The sequence below is a fragment of the Pandoraea sp. XY-2 genome (genome assembly GCF_004193915.1).
GTDB classification, from domain to species: domain Bacteria; phylum Pseudomonadota; class Gammaproteobacteria; order Burkholderiales; family Burkholderiaceae; genus Pandoraea; species Pandoraea cepalis.
The window spans coordinates 4,029,921-4,045,574 of sequence record NZ_CP030849.1 but is presented as its reverse complement, the minus strand read 5'-3'; the positions used below and the strand labels follow the sequence as shown (position 1 = coordinate 4,045,574).

10 protein-coding genes are annotated in these 15,654 nt (G+C 66.6%); 4 read left to right on the top strand and 6 right to left on the bottom strand.

The annotated features are described in order from the left end of the window. Positions 1 to 187: 187 nt before the first annotated feature. Complete coding sequence (locus DRB87_RS18175) at positions 188 to 748, top strand: cob(I)yrinic acid a,c-diamide adenosyltransferase (RefSeq protein ID WP_130026893.1); 561 nt, start codon at positions 188 to 190, stop codon at positions 746 to 748. A gap of 114 nt (positions 749 to 862) precedes the next feature. Here the strand turns inward: DRB87_RS18175 and aroG are convergent, their stop codons facing one another. Next, positions 863 to 1,936, bottom strand: coding sequence for a 3-deoxy-7-phosphoheptulonate synthase AroG (gene aroG / locus DRB87_RS18170; protein WP_017235820.1), 1,074 nt, complete (start codon positions 1,934 to 1,936; stop codon positions 863 to 865). On the opposite strand from aroG, the gene DRB87_RS18165 reads away from it, so the two are divergent. Further along, complete coding sequence (locus DRB87_RS18165) at positions 1,935 to 2,336, top strand: hypothetical protein (RefSeq protein WP_130026892.1); 402 nt, start codon at positions 1,935 to 1,937, stop codon at positions 2,334 to 2,336. The two genes, aroG and DRB87_RS18165, sit on opposite strands and share 2 nt — an antisense overlap. A gap of 53 nt (positions 2,337 to 2,389) precedes the next feature. Here DRB87_RS18165 and tldD read toward each other — a convergent pair whose 3' ends face one another. The 3 genes from tldD to DRB87_RS18145 form a co-directional block, all read right to left on the bottom strand. Beyond that, positions 2,390 to 3,850, bottom strand: a complete 1,461-nt coding sequence (gene tldD, locus DRB87_RS18160) for a metalloprotease TldD (protein ID WP_017235819.1) — start codon at positions 3,848 to 3,850, stop codon at positions 2,390 to 2,392. A gap of 420 nt (positions 3,851 to 4,270) precedes the next feature. Next, complete coding sequence (locus DRB87_RS18150; protein ID WP_130026891.1) at positions 4,271 to 5,620, bottom strand: YhdP family protein; 1,350 nt, start codon at positions 5,618 to 5,620, stop codon at positions 4,271 to 4,273. Further along, positions 5,599 to 8,640 carry a YhdP family protein gene (locus DRB87_RS18145; RefSeq protein WP_165385357.1) on the bottom strand — a complete coding sequence of 1,014 codons (3,042 nt, stop codon included), beginning with the start codon at positions 8,638 to 8,640 and terminating at the stop codon, positions 5,599 to 5,601. Before DRB87_RS18145 ends, DRB87_RS18150 begins: the two co-directional genes overlap by 22 nt. A gap of 155 nt (positions 8,641 to 8,795) precedes the next feature. Here DRB87_RS18145 and glnE point away from each other — a divergent pair, with 155 nt between their 5' ends. Then, positions 8,796 to 11,675 (top strand): bifunctional [glutamate--ammonia ligase]-adenylyl-L-tyrosine phosphorylase/[glutamate--ammonia-ligase] adenylyltransferase, encoded by a 2,880-nt coding sequence (glnE, locus tag DRB87_RS18135; RefSeq protein ID WP_130026888.1) that lies wholly within the window; start codon positions 8,796 to 8,798, stop codon positions 11,673 to 11,675. An 89-nt stretch (positions 11,676 to 11,764) separates the two neighbouring features. Here glnE and recN read toward each other — a convergent pair whose 3' ends face one another. Both recN and DRB87_RS18125 read right to left on the bottom strand, forming a co-directional pair. After that, positions 11,765 to 13,429 carry a DNA repair protein RecN gene (recN, locus tag DRB87_RS18130; protein ID WP_130026887.1) on the bottom strand — a complete coding sequence of 555 codons (1,665 nt, stop codon included), beginning with the start codon at positions 13,427 to 13,429 and terminating at the stop codon, positions 11,765 to 11,767. A gap of 23 nt (positions 13,430 to 13,452) precedes the next feature. Further along, positions 13,453 to 14,361 carry an NAD kinase gene (locus DRB87_RS18125; protein ID WP_130026886.1) on the bottom strand — a complete coding sequence of 303 codons (909 nt, stop codon included), beginning with the start codon at positions 14,359 to 14,361 and terminating at the stop codon, positions 13,453 to 13,455. Here DRB87_RS18125 and hrcA point away from each other — a divergent pair. After that, a complete protein-coding gene (gene hrcA / locus DRB87_RS18120; protein ID WP_085982686.1) occupies positions 14,360 to 15,502 on the top strand; it encodes a heat-inducible transcriptional repressor HrcA in 1,143 nt (380 codons plus the stop codon). The two genes, DRB87_RS18125 and hrcA, sit on opposite strands and share 2 nt — an antisense overlap. Positions 15,503 to 15,654: the final 152 nt, after the last annotated feature.

Below are 15,654 nucleotides of genomic sequence, written 5' to 3'. Positions count from 1 at the left end.
CGGCGTTTTTCCCCACCCTTTGCGTCATATCATACGGACTTGCCGCCAATGCGCGCCATCGGAATCGCCCGAAAAGTGGCCATCCGGGGCCTGCGCGGCGCATTTCAATCGATGAAGGCAAGTGGCCCCCGCAGCCGGATTGCGTGCTGGCGGGGAAAGCGGTGCCGCAAGGGGTAGAGAGCAGAAGATGGGGAATCGTTTGAGCAAGATCGTCACGCGCACGGGCGACGGCGGCAAGACTGGCCTCGGGGACGGCGCGCGCGTGGACAAGTTCAGCCCGCGTATCGTCGCCATCGGCGAGATCGATGAGACCAATTCGCACCTCGGGGTGCTGCTGTGTGAAGACTTGCCGCCGGACGTGCGCGCCGTGCTTCTTGACATTCAGCACGATCTGTTCGATCTCGGCGGAGAACTGAGCATGCCACGTCACACGCTGATCGGCGATGCCCAGGTGGCCAGGCTCGACGCCTGGCTGGCGCATTACAACGCCGATCTGCCGCCGCTCAAGGAGTTCATCCTGCCGGGCGGCACGCGCGCGGCAGCGCTGGCGCACGTGGTCCGGACCGTTGCGCGAAGGGCGGAACGGGCCATGGTGGCGCTGGGCGTCGAGGAGACGGTGGCCCCCGCGCCGCGTCAGTACGTCAATCGCCTGTCCGACCTGATGTTCGTCCTTTCCCGAGTGCTCAATCGGGCCGGTGGCGGCACTGACGTGCTGTGGCGGCGCGATCGGTCCGAAGGCAACGCATAACCACGACGCGACCGGCTGACCGCGCCCCAGGCCCGCGGGAATTTGCGGGGAGGGTGGAGCGGCGGGGAGCGCGGGGAGGCAGGCAGAGCGGGCGGCCACCGGCCGCCCGCCCCATCAATTACCTGCGCCGCGTGCCAGACGGCGAGCCCGCACGGCATCGGCCAGCGTATCGAGCACCTTCAGGCTGTCTTCCCAGTCGATGCAGGCATCGGTGATGCTCTGGCCGTAGGTCAGGGGCTTGCCGGGCACATGGTCCTGACGCCCGGCCACGAGGTTCGACTCGACCATCACACCGATGATCCGGTCGTCGCCGCCGGCGATCTGGCGGGCGATGTCCTCGCAGACCGGGATCTGGTTTTCATGCTTCTTCTGGCTGTTGGCGTGCGATGCGTCGATCATCACGCGCGCGGCCAGGCCCGACTTGGCGATGTCGTCGCAGGCGGTCTGCACGCTGGCGGCGTCGTAGTTCGGCGTCTTGCCGCCCCGCAGGATCAGATGGCAGTCTTCGTTACCCGCGGTCGACACGATGGCCGAATGGCCGCCCTTCGTCACCGACAGGAAATGGTGCGGCTGCGACGCGGCCTTGATCGCGTCGACGGCAATCTTCACGTTGCCGTCGGTGCCGTTCTTGAACCCGACCGGGCACGACAGGCCCGATGCCAGTTCGCGGTGCACCTGCGATTCGGTCGTGCGCGCGCCAATGGCGCCCCATGACACGAGATCGGCGATGTACTGCGGGCTGATCATGTCGAGGTACTCGGTGCCGGCGGGTAGCCCCAGTTCGTTGATCTGGGCAAGCAGGTCGCGCGCGAGGCGCAAACCGTCGTTGATCTTGAAGCTGTTGTCCATGTGCGGGTCGTTGATCAGACCCTTCCAGCCCACCGTCGTGCGCGGCTTCTCGAAGTACACGCGCATCACGATTTCGAGTTCGCCTTTCAGGCGTTCGCGCTGTTCGACCAGGCGCGCGGCGTATTCCATCGCGGCTTTCGGATCGTGGATCGAGCAGGGGCCGATGATGACGACGAGACGGTCTTCCATGCCGTGCAGCACGCGGTGGATGGCGCCGCGCGAGCGATGGATGAGGTCCGCGCTCTTGTCCGAGCATGGGTATTCGCGAATCAGATGCGCCGGCGGCGTCAGTTCCTTGAGTTCGCGAATACGGACATCATCGGTGTTGTGGGGAGGCATGGCATTTCTCCTGCGCAGTTCGAACTGCGGTTCGTTTCTCGGGATTCGGGTCAAAAAAAAACCGCCAGGCTGTCTGGCGGTTTTTCAGGATTCGTTTCGGTGCTTACTGCTGCAACTGCCCCTCTCCTTCCGCCAGCGGTGTGAGAATCGCAAAAAAATAAAAGTAAGACGGATGGGCGGTCATGAGAGATGTGTTCAACATTGCATTGCACGCATTTGCCGTGCACTGGAATCACTTTATACGCCTAATCGAATGACGCCGCAACCGCAGGGGCCGCTAATCGGCCGGAAAACACGCGGATTTTACGTATTTAAAGCCATCAAATTGCATCGAATAATCGTGTTTATCGAAAAGCACGCGAAAACGCCCGGTTTGAGCCGGGCGCTTTGCTATGCTTGACGCATTTTTTGCGGTGCGCCATCCGACGCGTGACATGGCATGCGCCGCCAGCCTTAGGCCGTGCCGCCGACCGTCATGTTCTCCATGCGCAGCGTCGGTTGACCGACGCCTACCGGCACGCTCTGGCCTTCCTTGCCGCACACGCCCACGCCCGAGTCGAGCGACATATCGTTGCCGATCATCGTGACGTCCTTGAGCGATTCGGGCCCGTTGCCGATGAGCGTGGCGCCCTTGACCGGGTACGTGATCTTGCCGTCCTCGATCATGTAGGCCTCGGACATCGAGAACACGAACTTGCCGTTGGTGATATCGACCTGGCCACCGCCGAAGTTCACGGCGTACAACCCGCGCTTGACCGACGCGATGATTTCCTCGGGATCCTTGTCGCCGCCGAGCATGTAAGTGTTGGTCATGCGCGGCATCGGCAGTGCGGCGTACGACTCGCGCCGACCGTTACCCGTGACCGGCATCTTCATCAGACGCGCATTCAGGCTGTCCTGCATATAGCCGCGCAGAATCCCGTCTTCGATGAGCGTGGTGCACTGCGTCGGATTGCCTTCGTCGTCGATGTTCAGCGAGCCGCGGCGGTTGGACAGTGTGCCGTCGTCGACCACCGTGACGCCCTTGGCGGCAACACGCTCGCCGAGGCGTCCGGAGAAGGCCGACGAGCCCTTGCGGTTGAAGTCGCCTTCCAGGCCGTGGCCGATGGCTTCGTGCAGCAGCACGCCGGGCCAGCCCGGCCCGAGCACGACGGTCATCGCCCCGGCCGGTGCCGGGCGGGCGTCGAGCTTGACGATCGCGCCGTCGACCGCTTCCTTGACGTACTTTTCGAGCAGATCGTCGGTGAAGAACGCGTAGTCCAAACGCGCACCGCCGCCGCTGTTGCCCATTTCACGGCGGCCGTTGGATTCGACGATGACCGTGACCGACACGCGCACCAGCGGACGCACGTCGGCGGCGATCACGCCGTCGCTGCGCGCGACCAGCACGACGTCGTATTCGCCGGCCAGCCCCGCCATCACTTGCGACACGCGCGGATCGCGTGCGCGCGCGAGCTTTTCGATGCGTTCGAGCAACGCCACCTTGCCGTTCGCGTCGAGCGAGGCGAGCGGATCGGACGGCAGGTACAGCCCGTGCCCGCTGGTATTCGAGAGCTTGCTACCGACCTTCACACGCCCGCGTCCGGCCGTGGCGATGCTGCGCGTGGCCGCGGCGGCGTCCTTGAGCGCGATGTCGGAGATATCGTCGGAGTAGGCAAACGCAGTCCGGTCGCCCACGATGGCACGCACGCCCACGCCTTGATCGATCGAGAACGAACCCGATTTGACGATGCCTTCCTCGAGGCTCCAGGCTTCGCTGCGCGTGTATTGGAAGTACAGGTCGGCGTAGTCCACGCGGTGCGTGAAGATGTCGCCCAGTGCGCGTTGCAGGTGGCTTTCGTCAAGGCCGTACGGCGTGAGCAGCAGCTCGCGGGCCGTGGCCAGGTTCTGGATGCCGGTGTCGATGATTTTCATGCGGTGTCAGGCCAAGGAAATATGTTCGATAGATGAGGGCGGAGATAGCGAAATCAACCCTGCAGCGCGCCAGGCCGCCCCGCGCGCACGCCAGCACGTGGCAATGATGCGCGATGGCCCGTGGCCGCCAGGGGCCGCGGGTACGACGCCGAGCGTACCGTCGCCCATGGCACGGGGCAACTCGGGAAAACGCAGGGCGTCGCTACCCAACCGGCCCATGCGGCCATCAAAGACCCCGGCAAGGCGCGCTTCAAATGTCCGTATGGCAACGCCGGCGCGGCGGTGGACTGTGCGGTAGACGGTGTGTCGGGACTCGTCATGTCATGGGGGGAGGCGGCGCGAAACCGTGTCTCCGGCATTTCTGGCGAATAGAGCGGCATATGGTGCAAACCGAACGTCTCAGGCATCTCGGAAATGCCCTCAGTGGCCGCGCATGCCGGACGGCTGCGCGCTGTTTTGCGCGCCGGGCAGCGCTTCCGGGGATGGCACGATCTTACTCTTATTGCCGTCGGCTTGTTCGATGACGGGGTTGTCCCAGGATCCGCTCACATGGTAGGTCGTCGAGAGCGTGCGCGAAAGCTGCTCGCCCAGCGCCAGTTGCGCGAAAAACGAACCGATGCCCAGTGCCGGGTTGACAATCGCCCACGCGAGCGACGCCGACGCCGCGTTGATCTTTGGCAGCACCAGCACGGTCAGGTCCTGCGTCTCGCGCGCGAGGTCGGTATGACCGTCGATCCTGATGGTCGCGGCATTGGCATTGATCGTCAGATCGGTGGTGTTGGCCACGCCACCCTGCATCGTGGCGTTCCCGTCGATGCTGTCGAACGGCAGGCCGCTGCCGATCACGCTGCTGAAATTGAACGTCAGGAACTTGGCGAGTGTCTGCACTGAAAAAATGCCCAGCAGCTTGGCCAGTCCGGGGTCGGCCTTCAGGATCTGCCCGCGCTTGAGATCGATCGTGACACGGCCACCGAGCGTCGGGTAGTCGATCGCGTCGGGACCGCCTCGCCAACCGAAGCGGCCCGAGACCGTCCCCGAGCCGTCCTTGACGGTCTTGGGCAGCCCCAGGCGGTCGAGCAGGCCACCCGCGTCCTTCACGTCGAGATTGAAGTCGAGCACGGTGCGGCGCGGCACGTCGTCGCTCCCCGCGGGCGCTGCGCGGCGACGCGAGGTGCGCCAGTTGCCCTTGACGTTGAGCGTGGCGGCGCTGTTGCTGAGCGAGAGTTGGGTGAGTTGCCACACGGGCACGCCGTCCTCGATATCGTTGTGTGCGTTCAATTGCAGCCGGCCCAACGGCTTGTCGCGAAGCACGAACTCATTGGCCACGACGTCGATGGCCGGGAACTCGTCGCTCGGCTCATCGAGCACTTGCGTGAGCACATCGTTGCCGTGGTCCTCGCGCGGGATCACCAGCTTCGCGAGCCGCGCGCGCAGCGTGCCCGACGGGTTCTTCGCATCGGGCGCATGCCATTCGGCAAAGCCGGAAACGAGGTCGGACGCCAGACTGACCTGCCAGTCGCGATCGCTGCGCTGGGCGCCCACCACCAGTTCCGGCCACTGGCGCGACATCAGGCGCACCTGCTTGGCATGCAGGGCGAGACGCGTCGGCAGGTAGGGCGTGAGCGCGCCGAACTCGTCGCGCGCCGTCGTGGCCGCGCCAGGCGTCCCCGCCGGGGCGGGGGGCGTGCCCGGGGCGCTTTGGGGGGCTGGCGCGTTGGCGGTCCTGGCGTCGCTGGTGAGCGACGCGATCACGCTTCGCCAGGCGTCCACGTCGAGCGTATCGAACTGGGCGGCTGCCTGAACGCCCTCGCGCGGGCGGGCACGGGCTGGTTGATGCCAATGCCGCCACGCAGCACTTCGATGCGCGCGGGGCTCCCGGTGCTTCCCCCGCTACGCGCTTGCACGTAATTGCCTTGAACGCTGCCGACGGCGAAGTCGAGCGTATCGATGCGACGGCCGCCTGGATTCGGCTGGGGACGCAGCGTGAAGCGTGCGGGCAACGAGGCCTCCGCACGCTTGCCGAGCGGGGCGGGCAGGTTCACGGCCAGGCCGACGAGCGTGGATTGGACCGCCACCTCGGTCATGCCTTGACGCACCGTGACCGTTGCCGAATAGGGCGTGCCGCCCGTCATGCGCTTGGCCAGTTGCGCCAGCGACGCGCTGTCCTGATTGTCGCGCAGACCTTGCGCGCTCAACGTGCCGCCAATGTTCAGCGCGATGGTGCCGTCGCTGCGACTGCCGCCGGACGCGCGCACGTCGCCGCCGAGGAACGTGCCGCGCAGATTGTCGAGCGAAATACCGCGCTCGGTGAACGCGAGTTCCCCGTCCACGGCGCCGAAGGTCGGCAGACCGTTGAGCAATGTGATGTCGTTGCGCAGGAAGCGCGCGCGGCCCGTGACCTTGGACCGATCGGTGTGATCGAGCGGCATGGACAACTGCATCGCGAGCTGTGTGGTGCCGCTCGCGCGTGTTTCGTCGGTAAAGTCGCCGATCCAGTGCCCCACCGGGCTGCCATTCAGGTACTTCACGAAGTCGGCCGCCGGGCCGCGCGCGTCGCCCTTGAGGGTGAGCACGGAATCGTCCTGTCCGATGTCGTTGATGTCGCCCGCCACCTGGGTGAGCGTGACGCCGAAGACTGTGGCGCTGTCGATGGCAATGTGCAGCTTGTCGGCGTCGAAGCGCAGATTGCCGCGCACCTTGTCAAAGGCCGGCCAGACTTCCGTGTGGCCGGGGCGCAGCGGTGACGGGTTGAAGGTGACGTCGACGAGCGGAATGTCGATGCGGAACTTGCCGCCGCCCTTGCCGTAAGGGAAGTCGTCGAGATCGCCCTGTACCGCGAAGGGCGCGTTCTGCACGGTGCCCGCGAGCAGCGCGCGTTGCAGATAATCGCGCACGCTCGCGCCGATGTCGGTCGGCAGATAGCGCGGCACCGCGCTGGCGCTTGCGCGCACAATGTTGCCCTTCAGGTCGACGATGCCGTTGCCCTTGCCGCCGTTACGCCACGTGCCGGTCACATCGCCCGTCAATTCGGCGTTCTGCAGGTGCAGGGCGTCCACGCGCACCTCGACGTCCGCCGGGGCGTCGCGTTGCGTCGCCGAGTGCGAGACGCGCCACGACGTGCGCGCGGTGAGCGTATCGAGATCGATGCGCGGCTGGTCGAAGCGGCCCGGAAAGTCGAGCGCGGCGTGCTTCGCGTTGAGGGTCAGGCTGCCGCGCGACTGATCGGCGTCGATGTGCCCGCTCAGATTGGCGAAGCCCGGGCGTCCCGCATTGGGCGACCCCGGGTGCGCCGGCGGATGCTCACTCGGTGCGCTGTCGACACCAAGATCTTCAAAGTCGGCGACCACCCGATAGCGTTCGCGCTCGGGCGGCAGTTGCCGGATCCCCGGCAGGTCGCGCCAGTTGCCCGGGCCGTGCGGCTTGGGGGCCTGGTAGCTGATGTCGAAATTGGCCAGTCGGCCGCGTGGCTGGAAACTCGCGAGCGCGTCGCGCGTCTGCGGGGCGAGCGGCAGCGATGGCACGAGCGCCATCGCGGCGCCGATGTCGAAGCGCTGGCCCGCAAAGGTGGCGTGCAGTCCGTGCTCGTTCGTGCCCGGCGCGTAGGTGCCGCGCAGATCGGGCACGTCGAGCGTCGGGCGGCCCGCGGCTTGCAATGTCAGATCGCGGGCGCGCAGTTGCCAGCCGGCGTCGGCGTGGGGCGTTACGCGGGTCACGTCGATCCGGCCCTGCGTGGCGTCGAAGGTGAGCGCCGGCAAATCGTCGGCCAATTGCACCGACGTATTCGCTCCCGCGGCGCGCAGCGTTGCCCCCGTGATCGCCGCATTGTCGAAATCGACCCACGCCCGCGCGGCAACGCGACCGCGCGTGCCCTTGCCCGGCAAGTCGACGTAGCGGGCCAGTTCGGTCAGGTCGAGCGTGCCGACCTCGCCGTAGAGCTGACCGCGCCACCGTTTGACTTCGCCGGGGCGAGCAAACAGCGGATTCGTGAATCGTGCCCGAATGTCGAGCGGTGCCACGATGCCCGTCGGCGGCGTCGCCTGCATGCCGAATCGATGGTCGAAGCCGCGATTGCGCAGCATGGCGTTGACCTGCGTGACGACGACGTCGGGTGCGTTGCGCGTGGCATCGCGCCAGCGCAAGGTGCCGTTGCGGATCACGACGCGCGACTGACGCATGAGCCAGTCGGCGGCGGTCGAGTCGGTCGCGGCGCCGCCGGTCACCGGCATGCCCGCGACGAGAATCGAACCGTCGGTGAGGCGTTCGATGGTGAGATCGGGTTCGGACAACGTGAGGTTCGACAGGCGCACGTCGAGGTGGATCAGGCTGGTCCACGAGAGCACCGCATCGAGGCGGTGGAGCGTCAGGCTGGGCTCGGCGGGCGGTGGCGCCCCGGGCGGCGTGTCCGGCGAGGGGCGTGCTGCGGGTGTCGCGGGTGTCGCGGGTGTCGTTCGAGCGCTGAGCGAGGGCGCGCGCGCGGCGGGGGCGCGGCGCGTGATGCGAACGTCTTCGAGCGTCAGGTAAGGGTGCCAGCCGTGCCAGACGGCATCGATGCGGCCGATGGTGACGGGCAGGCCGATGGCACGCGAGGCGGCCGCTTCGATCTGCGCTCGGTAGTCCGACACGCGCGGCAGGATGACGTAGCGGGTTGTGAGGACGACGGCGCCGAGTCCGAAATAGGCGATGACGACGAGCGCCAGCAGCCATTCCAGGCCCAGTCGCAAGCCACGCGGCAGTGACGAGAACCAGGACCGGTTGCCGGTGGACGAGGCGGGCGGCTTACGGTCGGTCATGCTGCGCGTCTACGAGGGAATGTGGTAGTTTCTGTGGCAAAGACTGTAACACAAGCCCAAGGCCGCCCGACGGCCCGGCCGTAGGAGAAACAGACGTGTGATCCGGCGTTTCATCGCGCACGGGTAAGCCTTCGAAAGTCTCTTCAATCTCATTGATGACCGGAACCCCGCCAGTGAGTTCATCCGAAAATCCCATCGATATCCCGTCCTACTCGCGCTACGCGGCGCGCATGCTGGCGAGCCGTCCCGCGCTTGTCGAGGCATTGCCCGCCCTGGCCGAGCACCCTGTGGACGCGCGTTGGCTCGCCCGTCGCTTCGAAGCCATCACCGGCACGCAGCTATCGCCGCCCGAGCAAGCCACAGGGGTCTCGGGCGTCGACGAGGCGGGCCTCGCCCGCGCGCTGCGCGTGCTGCGCGCGGAAGCCCTGTGCGCCGTCATGCAGCGCGATCTGGACGGTCGCGCCGAGTTGGCCGAGGTCACCGAAGCCATGACGGCCCTCGCCGAGTTCGCCATCCAGGCGGGCATCACGGTCCTCTCGCGCGACCTCGAAGCCATCCACGGCGTGCCGCGCAATGCGGAAGGGCAGCGACAGACGCTCGCCGTGGTCGGCATGGGCAAGCTTGGCGGACGCGAATTGAACGTCTCGTCGGACATCGACCTGATCTTCGTCTATGAAGACGACGGCGATACGTCGGCGCCTGACGATGCCGATCCGGCGGCGGCGAGCCGCTTGCGTTCGCTCTCGAACCATGAATTCTTCACCAAGCTCGGTCGCAAGCTGATCGGCATGATTTCCGAACTCACGCCGGACGGCTATGTGTTCCGCGTGGACATGCGCCTGCGTCCCAATGGCGATTCCGGGCCGCTCGTTTGCAGCCTGCCGATGCTCGAAGAGTATTTCTACGTGCAGGGGCGCGAGTGGGAGCGCTACGCGTGGATCAAGGGGCGGCTGGTGTCGGAGGTGGCGAGCGAACCCGGCAAGCGCACCGAGCGGCTGCTCGCGGCACTGGTCCAGCCGTTCGTGTTCCGCCGTTACCTTGATTACGGGGTGATCGGCGCGATTCGCGCGCTGCACGAGCAGATTCGTCACGAGGCGGAGCGCCGCGCGCGCGCCAAGCCGGCACGCATCAACGACATCAAGCTCGGGCGCGGCGGCATTCGCGAAGTGGAGTTCTCCGCGCAAGTGTTCCAACTGATTCGGGGCGGGCAGGAGCCCGAACTGCGCGTGCGGCCGACGCTCGCCGTGCTGGGCGTGGCGGCGCGGCGCGGCTGGCTCGCCCAGAATGTGGCCGACGAACTCGCGAACGCCTACGTCTTCCTGCGTAAGCTCGAACACCGTATTCAGTATCTGGACGATGCGCAGACGCACATCCTCCCGGCCTCCGGCGACGATCGTCTCGCGGTGGCGCGCGCCATGGGCTTCCCCGACGAGGCGAGCTTCATGACGGTGCTCGACGAGCATCGCGAGTTCGTCGCCGCGCAGTTCGACGAGATCTTCGCGGACAAGGCCGGCGGCAGTGGGCGCAAGGCAGCGTCGGGCGCAGGCGATTGCGAATGTCCGCCGGAATTGTGGAGCGAATGTCTGGCCGACGAGACGCAGACGGGCGATCTCGGCGATCAGCTCGCGCGCCTGGGCTTCACCGACGCCGACGGCGCCCTCGACCGGCTACGCGCCGTCTGGACGTCGTCGCGCTACAAGGCGCTGGGCGAAACCAGCCGGCGCCGCTTCGATCAACTGGTGCAGCGCGCCGTGCAAGGCGCGGCGGGCACGGGCGAGGCCGACGCCGTGCTCGCGCGCATGCTCGACCTGCTCTCGACCATCAGCCGTCGCAGTTCGTATCTGGCGCTGCTCACCGAGTATCCGCGCGCGCTGGAGCGCGTCGTCAAGGTGCTGGCCGGCTCGCGTTGGGCGGCAGGCTACCTGATCCGTCACCCGCAATTGCTCGACGAGCTGCTCGACGACGAAGCGCTCGCCGCGCCGTTCGACTGGGCGTCTTTCAAAACACAGTTGCTGTTGAGCCTGAACGCGTCGGGCGCGGCCGGCAACGTCGAAGTGCAGATGGACATTCTGCGGCGCGCGCATCACGCCGAGGTATTCCGCATCCTGCTGCTCGATTTGCAGGGCGCGTTGTCGGTCGAGGCGATCGGCGACAGGCTCTCGGAACTGGCGGACATCATTGTCGACGTGACGATCTCGACCGTTTGGCAGCACGTGGCCACGCGCCACCGCGAGGTCCCGCGGTTCTCGGTCATCGCGTATGGCAAGCTCGGCGGCAAGGAACTGGGCTATGTGTCCGACCTCGACCTGATCTTCCTTTACGACGACGATGACGACCGCGCGCCGGACGCCTATGCCGCGCTCGCTCGCCGTTTCGTGACCTGGCTCACCACGCACACCGGCGCGGGCACGCTCTTCGACGTCGATTTGCGGCTGCGGCCGAACGGCTTGTCGGGCTTGTTGGTGACGAGCGTCGAGAGCTTCCGCCAGTACCAGTTCCGCGAGGGCAATGCGAACACCGCGTGGGTCTGGGAGCATCAGGCGCTCACGCGGGCTCGCTTCTGTGCCGGGGACGAGGCGATTGGCGCGACGTTCGAGACGATCCGCGCGCAGGTGCTCGCGACGCCCCGCGAGGCGCTACCGCTTGCCCAGGAAATTGTGTCGATGCGGCGCAAGGTGTTGGAGGGGCATCCGAACCCGACGCCGCTGTTCGATCTGAAGCACGATCGCGGGGGCATGGTGGATATCGAGTTCACCGTGCAGTACCTGGTGCTGCTGCATTCGGGGGCGCATTCGGCGCTGCTCCGCAATGCCGGCAACATCGCGCTGTTGCGCGAGGCGGCGCAACTCGGGCTGATCGATGCGACGCTTGCGGACGGTGCGGCGGCTGCTTATCGGATCTATCGCAAACGCCAGCACAAGTTGCGGCTCGATGGGGTGGAAGCGGCCCGCGTGCCGGCCAGTGACGTGGCGGCCGAGCGCGACGCCGTCATGGCGCTGTGGGATTCGGTGTTCGCGAGCGCCGGGCCGGTTTGACGACGCTCACGGGCGGACGATGCATCGCCGCCCGTGAGCCCGTGATTGCCCTGCGAGCGATCGGCGCGCGGTGGGGGCAACGTGCGCGCTCAGAGCGCGAGCATCTCCCGCGCGTGTTTGCGCGTGGTGGCGGTGATCTCGACGCCACCGAGCATTCGCGCGATCTCCTCGACGCGCTCCGTGCGACCGAGCGGCTCGATTTCACTCATCGTCGAATCGCCGTCGCTGCGTTTTTTCACGCGCAGATGCTGGTGGCCGAGCGCGGCGACCTGAGGCAGGTGGGTGACGCACAACACTTGCCGCCCCTGACCGAGTTCCCGCAGCAAACGGCCGACCACTTCGGCCACGGCGCCGCCGATGCCCGAATCGACTTCGTCGAAAATCAGGGTCGGCGTGAGGCTCACGCTGCTGGCGATCACCTGCAACGCCAGGCTGATGCGCGCCAACTCACCGCCCGACGCCACCTTGGCCAGCGGCCGCGTGGGCACGCCGGGGTGACCGGCGACAAGAAACTCGACCGTCTCCAGACCGAACGACTGCGGCTCCGGCGTGGGACTCAGGGCGACCTCGAAGCGTCCGCCCGGCATCGAGAGGTCCTGCATGGCGCGCGTGACTTCCCGCGAGAGCGACGCCGCGGCCGCCGCGCGTGCTTTCGACAAGGTGGCCGCCAGCGTCAGATAGCTTGCGTGCGCGGCGTCGGCGGCCGCCTGCATGGCGGCCGTGTCCTGCGACGCGGTCAGCTCTTCCAACTGGGCACGGCGTTCAGCTTGCTCGGCGGGCAGTTGCTCGGGCGTGACCCGGAACTTGCGGGCCGCCGAGTGCAGCGCCTCGAGCCGCTGCTCGACCACGGCCAGACGTTCCGGATCGAGATCGATGCGTTGCGCATAATGCGTGAGCGAGTGCACGGCTTCGCGAAGTTGGATCTCGGCCGGCTCCAGCGCGGCCAGTGCGTCGGCCAGCCCGGCATCGATCTCGGCCAGTTCGCGAATCTGGTGCACCACGTGACCGAGCGACGGGACGAGCGCGCCATCCGCTTCCGCGAGCACGTCAAGCGCGCCTTGCACGCCGTTGATGAGGCTGGCGGCGTGCGACAGGCGGCGATGCTCGGCGCTCACGTCGTCCCATTCCCCTTCCTGCGGATTGAGTTTGTCGAGTTCGGATGTCTGCCATTCGAGACGCTCGCGCTCGAGCTGTAGCTCGCGGTCGCGCCCGTGGGCTTCCTCGCAACGTTTGACGAGACGCCGCCATTCCTTGTGCGCCGCCGCCGTGTCTGACGCGAGCGCGGTGGCGCCGGCATGGGCGTCGAGCAGGCGGCGCTGTGCGTCGGGCCGCAGCAACTGCTGATGGGCGTGCTGCCCGTGAATGTCGACGAGCATCTCGCCGAGTTCGCGCAGTTGGGCGAGGGTGGCGGGCGTGCCGTTGACGAAGGCGCGCGAGCGACCGCCCGAGTCGAGCACGCGGCGCAGCAGCACGCCGCCGTGCTCTTCGAGCGTGAGCGCCTGCGCCTGCAGCCAGGCTTCGAGATCGGGGCGGGCCTCGGCGTCGGCGGCGAACTCAGCGGTAATGTCGGCGCGCGTTTGTCCGGCGCGCACCATACTGGTGTCGCCGCGCTCGCCCATGGCCAGCGCCAGCGCGTCGATCAGAATCGATTTACCCGCGCCGGTCTCCCCCGAGAACACGGTGAAGCCGGCGGAGAATTCCAGGTCGAGACGATCGACGATCACGAAATCGCGAATCGAGAGACTGCGTAGCATGGGCGGTCGGGTAGGGCGTGAAGTCAGGTCTGCGACGAATCTTCGTCGGAGATATGCTCGTTCCAGTGCAGCTTGCGGCGCAGCGTCGCGTAATAGTTGTAGCCGACCGGGTGCAGGAACGTCACCTGATGTTCGGAGCGGCCCAGCAGAATGCGGTCGCCCTGACGCAGCTCGGCAAACGACTGCATGTCGAAGTTGGCGCCGACCTCGCGCCCGCCGGTGATCGTGATGACGATATCGCTCGAATCCGGCAGCACGATCGGGCGGTTCGAGAGCGCGTGCGGGGCGATCGGCACGAGCACCACGCCACCAAGTCGCGGATGCAGGATCGGGCCGGTGGCCGAGAGCGCATAGGCGGTCGAGCCCGTGGGCGTGGCGACGATCAGGCCGTCCGAGCGCTGCTTGTACATGAAGCGGCCGTCCACATCGACACGCAGCTCGACCATGCCCGAGATGCCCGAGCGGTTCACCACCACGTCGTTGAACGCGAGCGTCTCGAACAGCGTCTGGCCGTCGCGCTCGATACGCGCGGCCAACAGGGTGCGCTGCTCGGCTTCGAAATGCCCTTCGAGCATGGCCGGCACGACCTGACGCATCTCGTCGAGCGGAATGTCGGTGATGAAACCGACGCGTCCATGGTTCACGCCGATGAGCGGCACCTTCGCGGCGGCCAACTGGCGGCCCACGCCGAGCATCGTTCCGTCACCACCGATGACCACCGCCACATCGGCCTGCGTACCGATTTCCTGAATATCGAGGGGGCGGTAGGGGTCGGCGGCCGCGCCGATGTTGTGCGCCGTATCACGCTCGAAGATGACGTGATGTCCTCGCTGGGCGATGCATGCCGCCAGCGTGAGCAACGGTTCGGCAACGCCGTCGGCATGGTATTTCCCGACGAGCGCCACGGTCTTGAAAGGGCTCCCTGTTTTCATGCCGCCATTACACCATAAGTCGATGACAGCAACCATCGGCACGCGCGGCCTTGCCGGCCCCTCGGGGTTTGCCGCACGCCGTGCTTGTACATTTCGCGTTACAATTTTCGCCATGCTAGATCAACGTGCGCAAACGCTACTCAAAACCCTGATCGAACGGTACATCGCCGATGGCCAGCCGGTGGGGTCGCGCACGCTATCGCGATACTCCGGGCTCGATCTGTCTCCGGCGACCATCCGCAATGCGATGGCCGACCTCGAGGCGCTCGGCTTCGTGGCCAGCCCGCATACGTCGGCCGGTCGTGTTCCGACGCCGCGCGCCTACCGGCTGTTCGTCGACACCATGCTGACGGTAAGTCCGCTCGGCGATGCCGTGCATCAGCTGGCGTCGCAGGTGCAGACCCGGTTGCAGCCGGCCGGGCCGCAGCAACTGGTCGCCTCGGCGGCGGAAGTGCTGTCGAATCTCTCGCAGTTCGCGGGCGTGGTATTGACGCCGCGCCGCAGCCAGATCTTTCGGCAGATCGAATTCCTGCGACTGTCCGAAAAGCGCGTGCTGCTTATCATCGTCACCCCCGACGGCGACGTGCAGAACCGCATCATCCTGACGGAAAAGGATCACTCCCCGGCGCAACTGGTCGAGGCGGCGAACTACCTGAACGCCCATTTCGGCGGCCAAAGCTTCGATGAGGTGCGCGCCAGCTTGCGCGGCGAACTCGATGCCCTGCGCTCCGACATGAGTGCCTTGATGCAGGCGGCCGTTCAGGCGGGCAGCGACGCCATGGCCGATACCTCGCGCGAGAGCTTGCTGATCTCGGGTGAGCGCAATCTGCTGGGCGTGGAGGACCTGTCGTCGAACATGGCGCGACTGCGCAAGCTGTTCGACGTGTTCGAGTCCAAGACCGGCCTGCTGCAGCTGCTCGACGTGTCGAGCCGGGCGCAGGGTGTTCAGATTTTCATCGGCGGCGAGTCGAGCCTCGTCCCGATCGAAGAAATGACGGTCATCACGGCACCGTACGAAGTCGATGGCGAAGTGGTCGGCACGTTGGGCGTGATCGGCCCGACGCGCATGGCCTACGAGCGCGTGATTCCCATCGTCGACATCACGGCCAAGCTGCTTTCCAGCGCGCTCAGCCAGCATTAGGCGGCGGGGGCAGCGTGACGCCCCAGCCTGCGCGTCGCCAGGCGTAACGTCTCGCGTATTGTCCCGGGTCCCCCACGCCCCCTCTCGTTACACCCCCGTAGCATTCCTTTACACGCTGTCACACACGGCCGTCTTACGCTTGAAGCGTCACT

What these genes read in the sequence shown, in the direction of transcription:
- DRB87_RS18175 (WP_130026893.1), top strand. Translation starts at nt 188, where the DNA reads ATGGGGAATCGTTTGAGCAAGATCGTCACGCGCACGGGCGACGGCGGC.
- DRB87_RS18165 (WP_130026892.1), top strand. Translation starts at nt 1,935, where the DNA reads ATGGCATTTCTCCTGCGCAGTTCGAACTGCGGTTCGTTTCTCGGGATT.
- aroG (WP_017235820.1), bottom strand. Translation starts at nt 1,936, where the DNA reads ATGCCTCCCCACAACACCGATGATGTCCGTATTCGCGAACTCAAGGAA.
- tldD (WP_017235819.1), bottom strand. Translation starts at nt 3,850, where the DNA reads ATGAAAATCATCGACACCGGCATCCAGAACCTGGCCACGGCCCGCGAG.
- DRB87_RS18145 (WP_165385357.1), bottom strand. Translation starts at nt 8,640, where the DNA reads ATGACCGACCGTAAGCCGCCCGCCTCGTCCACCGGCAACCGGTCCTGG.
- glnE (WP_130026888.1), top strand. Translation starts at nt 8,796, where the DNA reads ATGACCGGAACCCCGCCAGTGAGTTCATCCGAAAATCCCATCGATATC.
- recN (WP_130026887.1), bottom strand. Translation starts at nt 13,429, where the DNA reads ATGCTACGCAGTCTCTCGATTCGCGATTTCGTGATCGTCGATCGTCTC.
- hrcA (WP_085982686.1), top strand. Translation starts at nt 14,360, where the DNA reads ATGCCGCCATTACACCATAAGTCGATGACAGCAACCATCGGCACGCGC.
- DRB87_RS18125 (WP_130026886.1), bottom strand. Translation starts at nt 14,361, where the DNA reads ATGAAAACAGGGAGCCCTTTCAAGACCGTGGCGCTCGTCGGGAAATAC.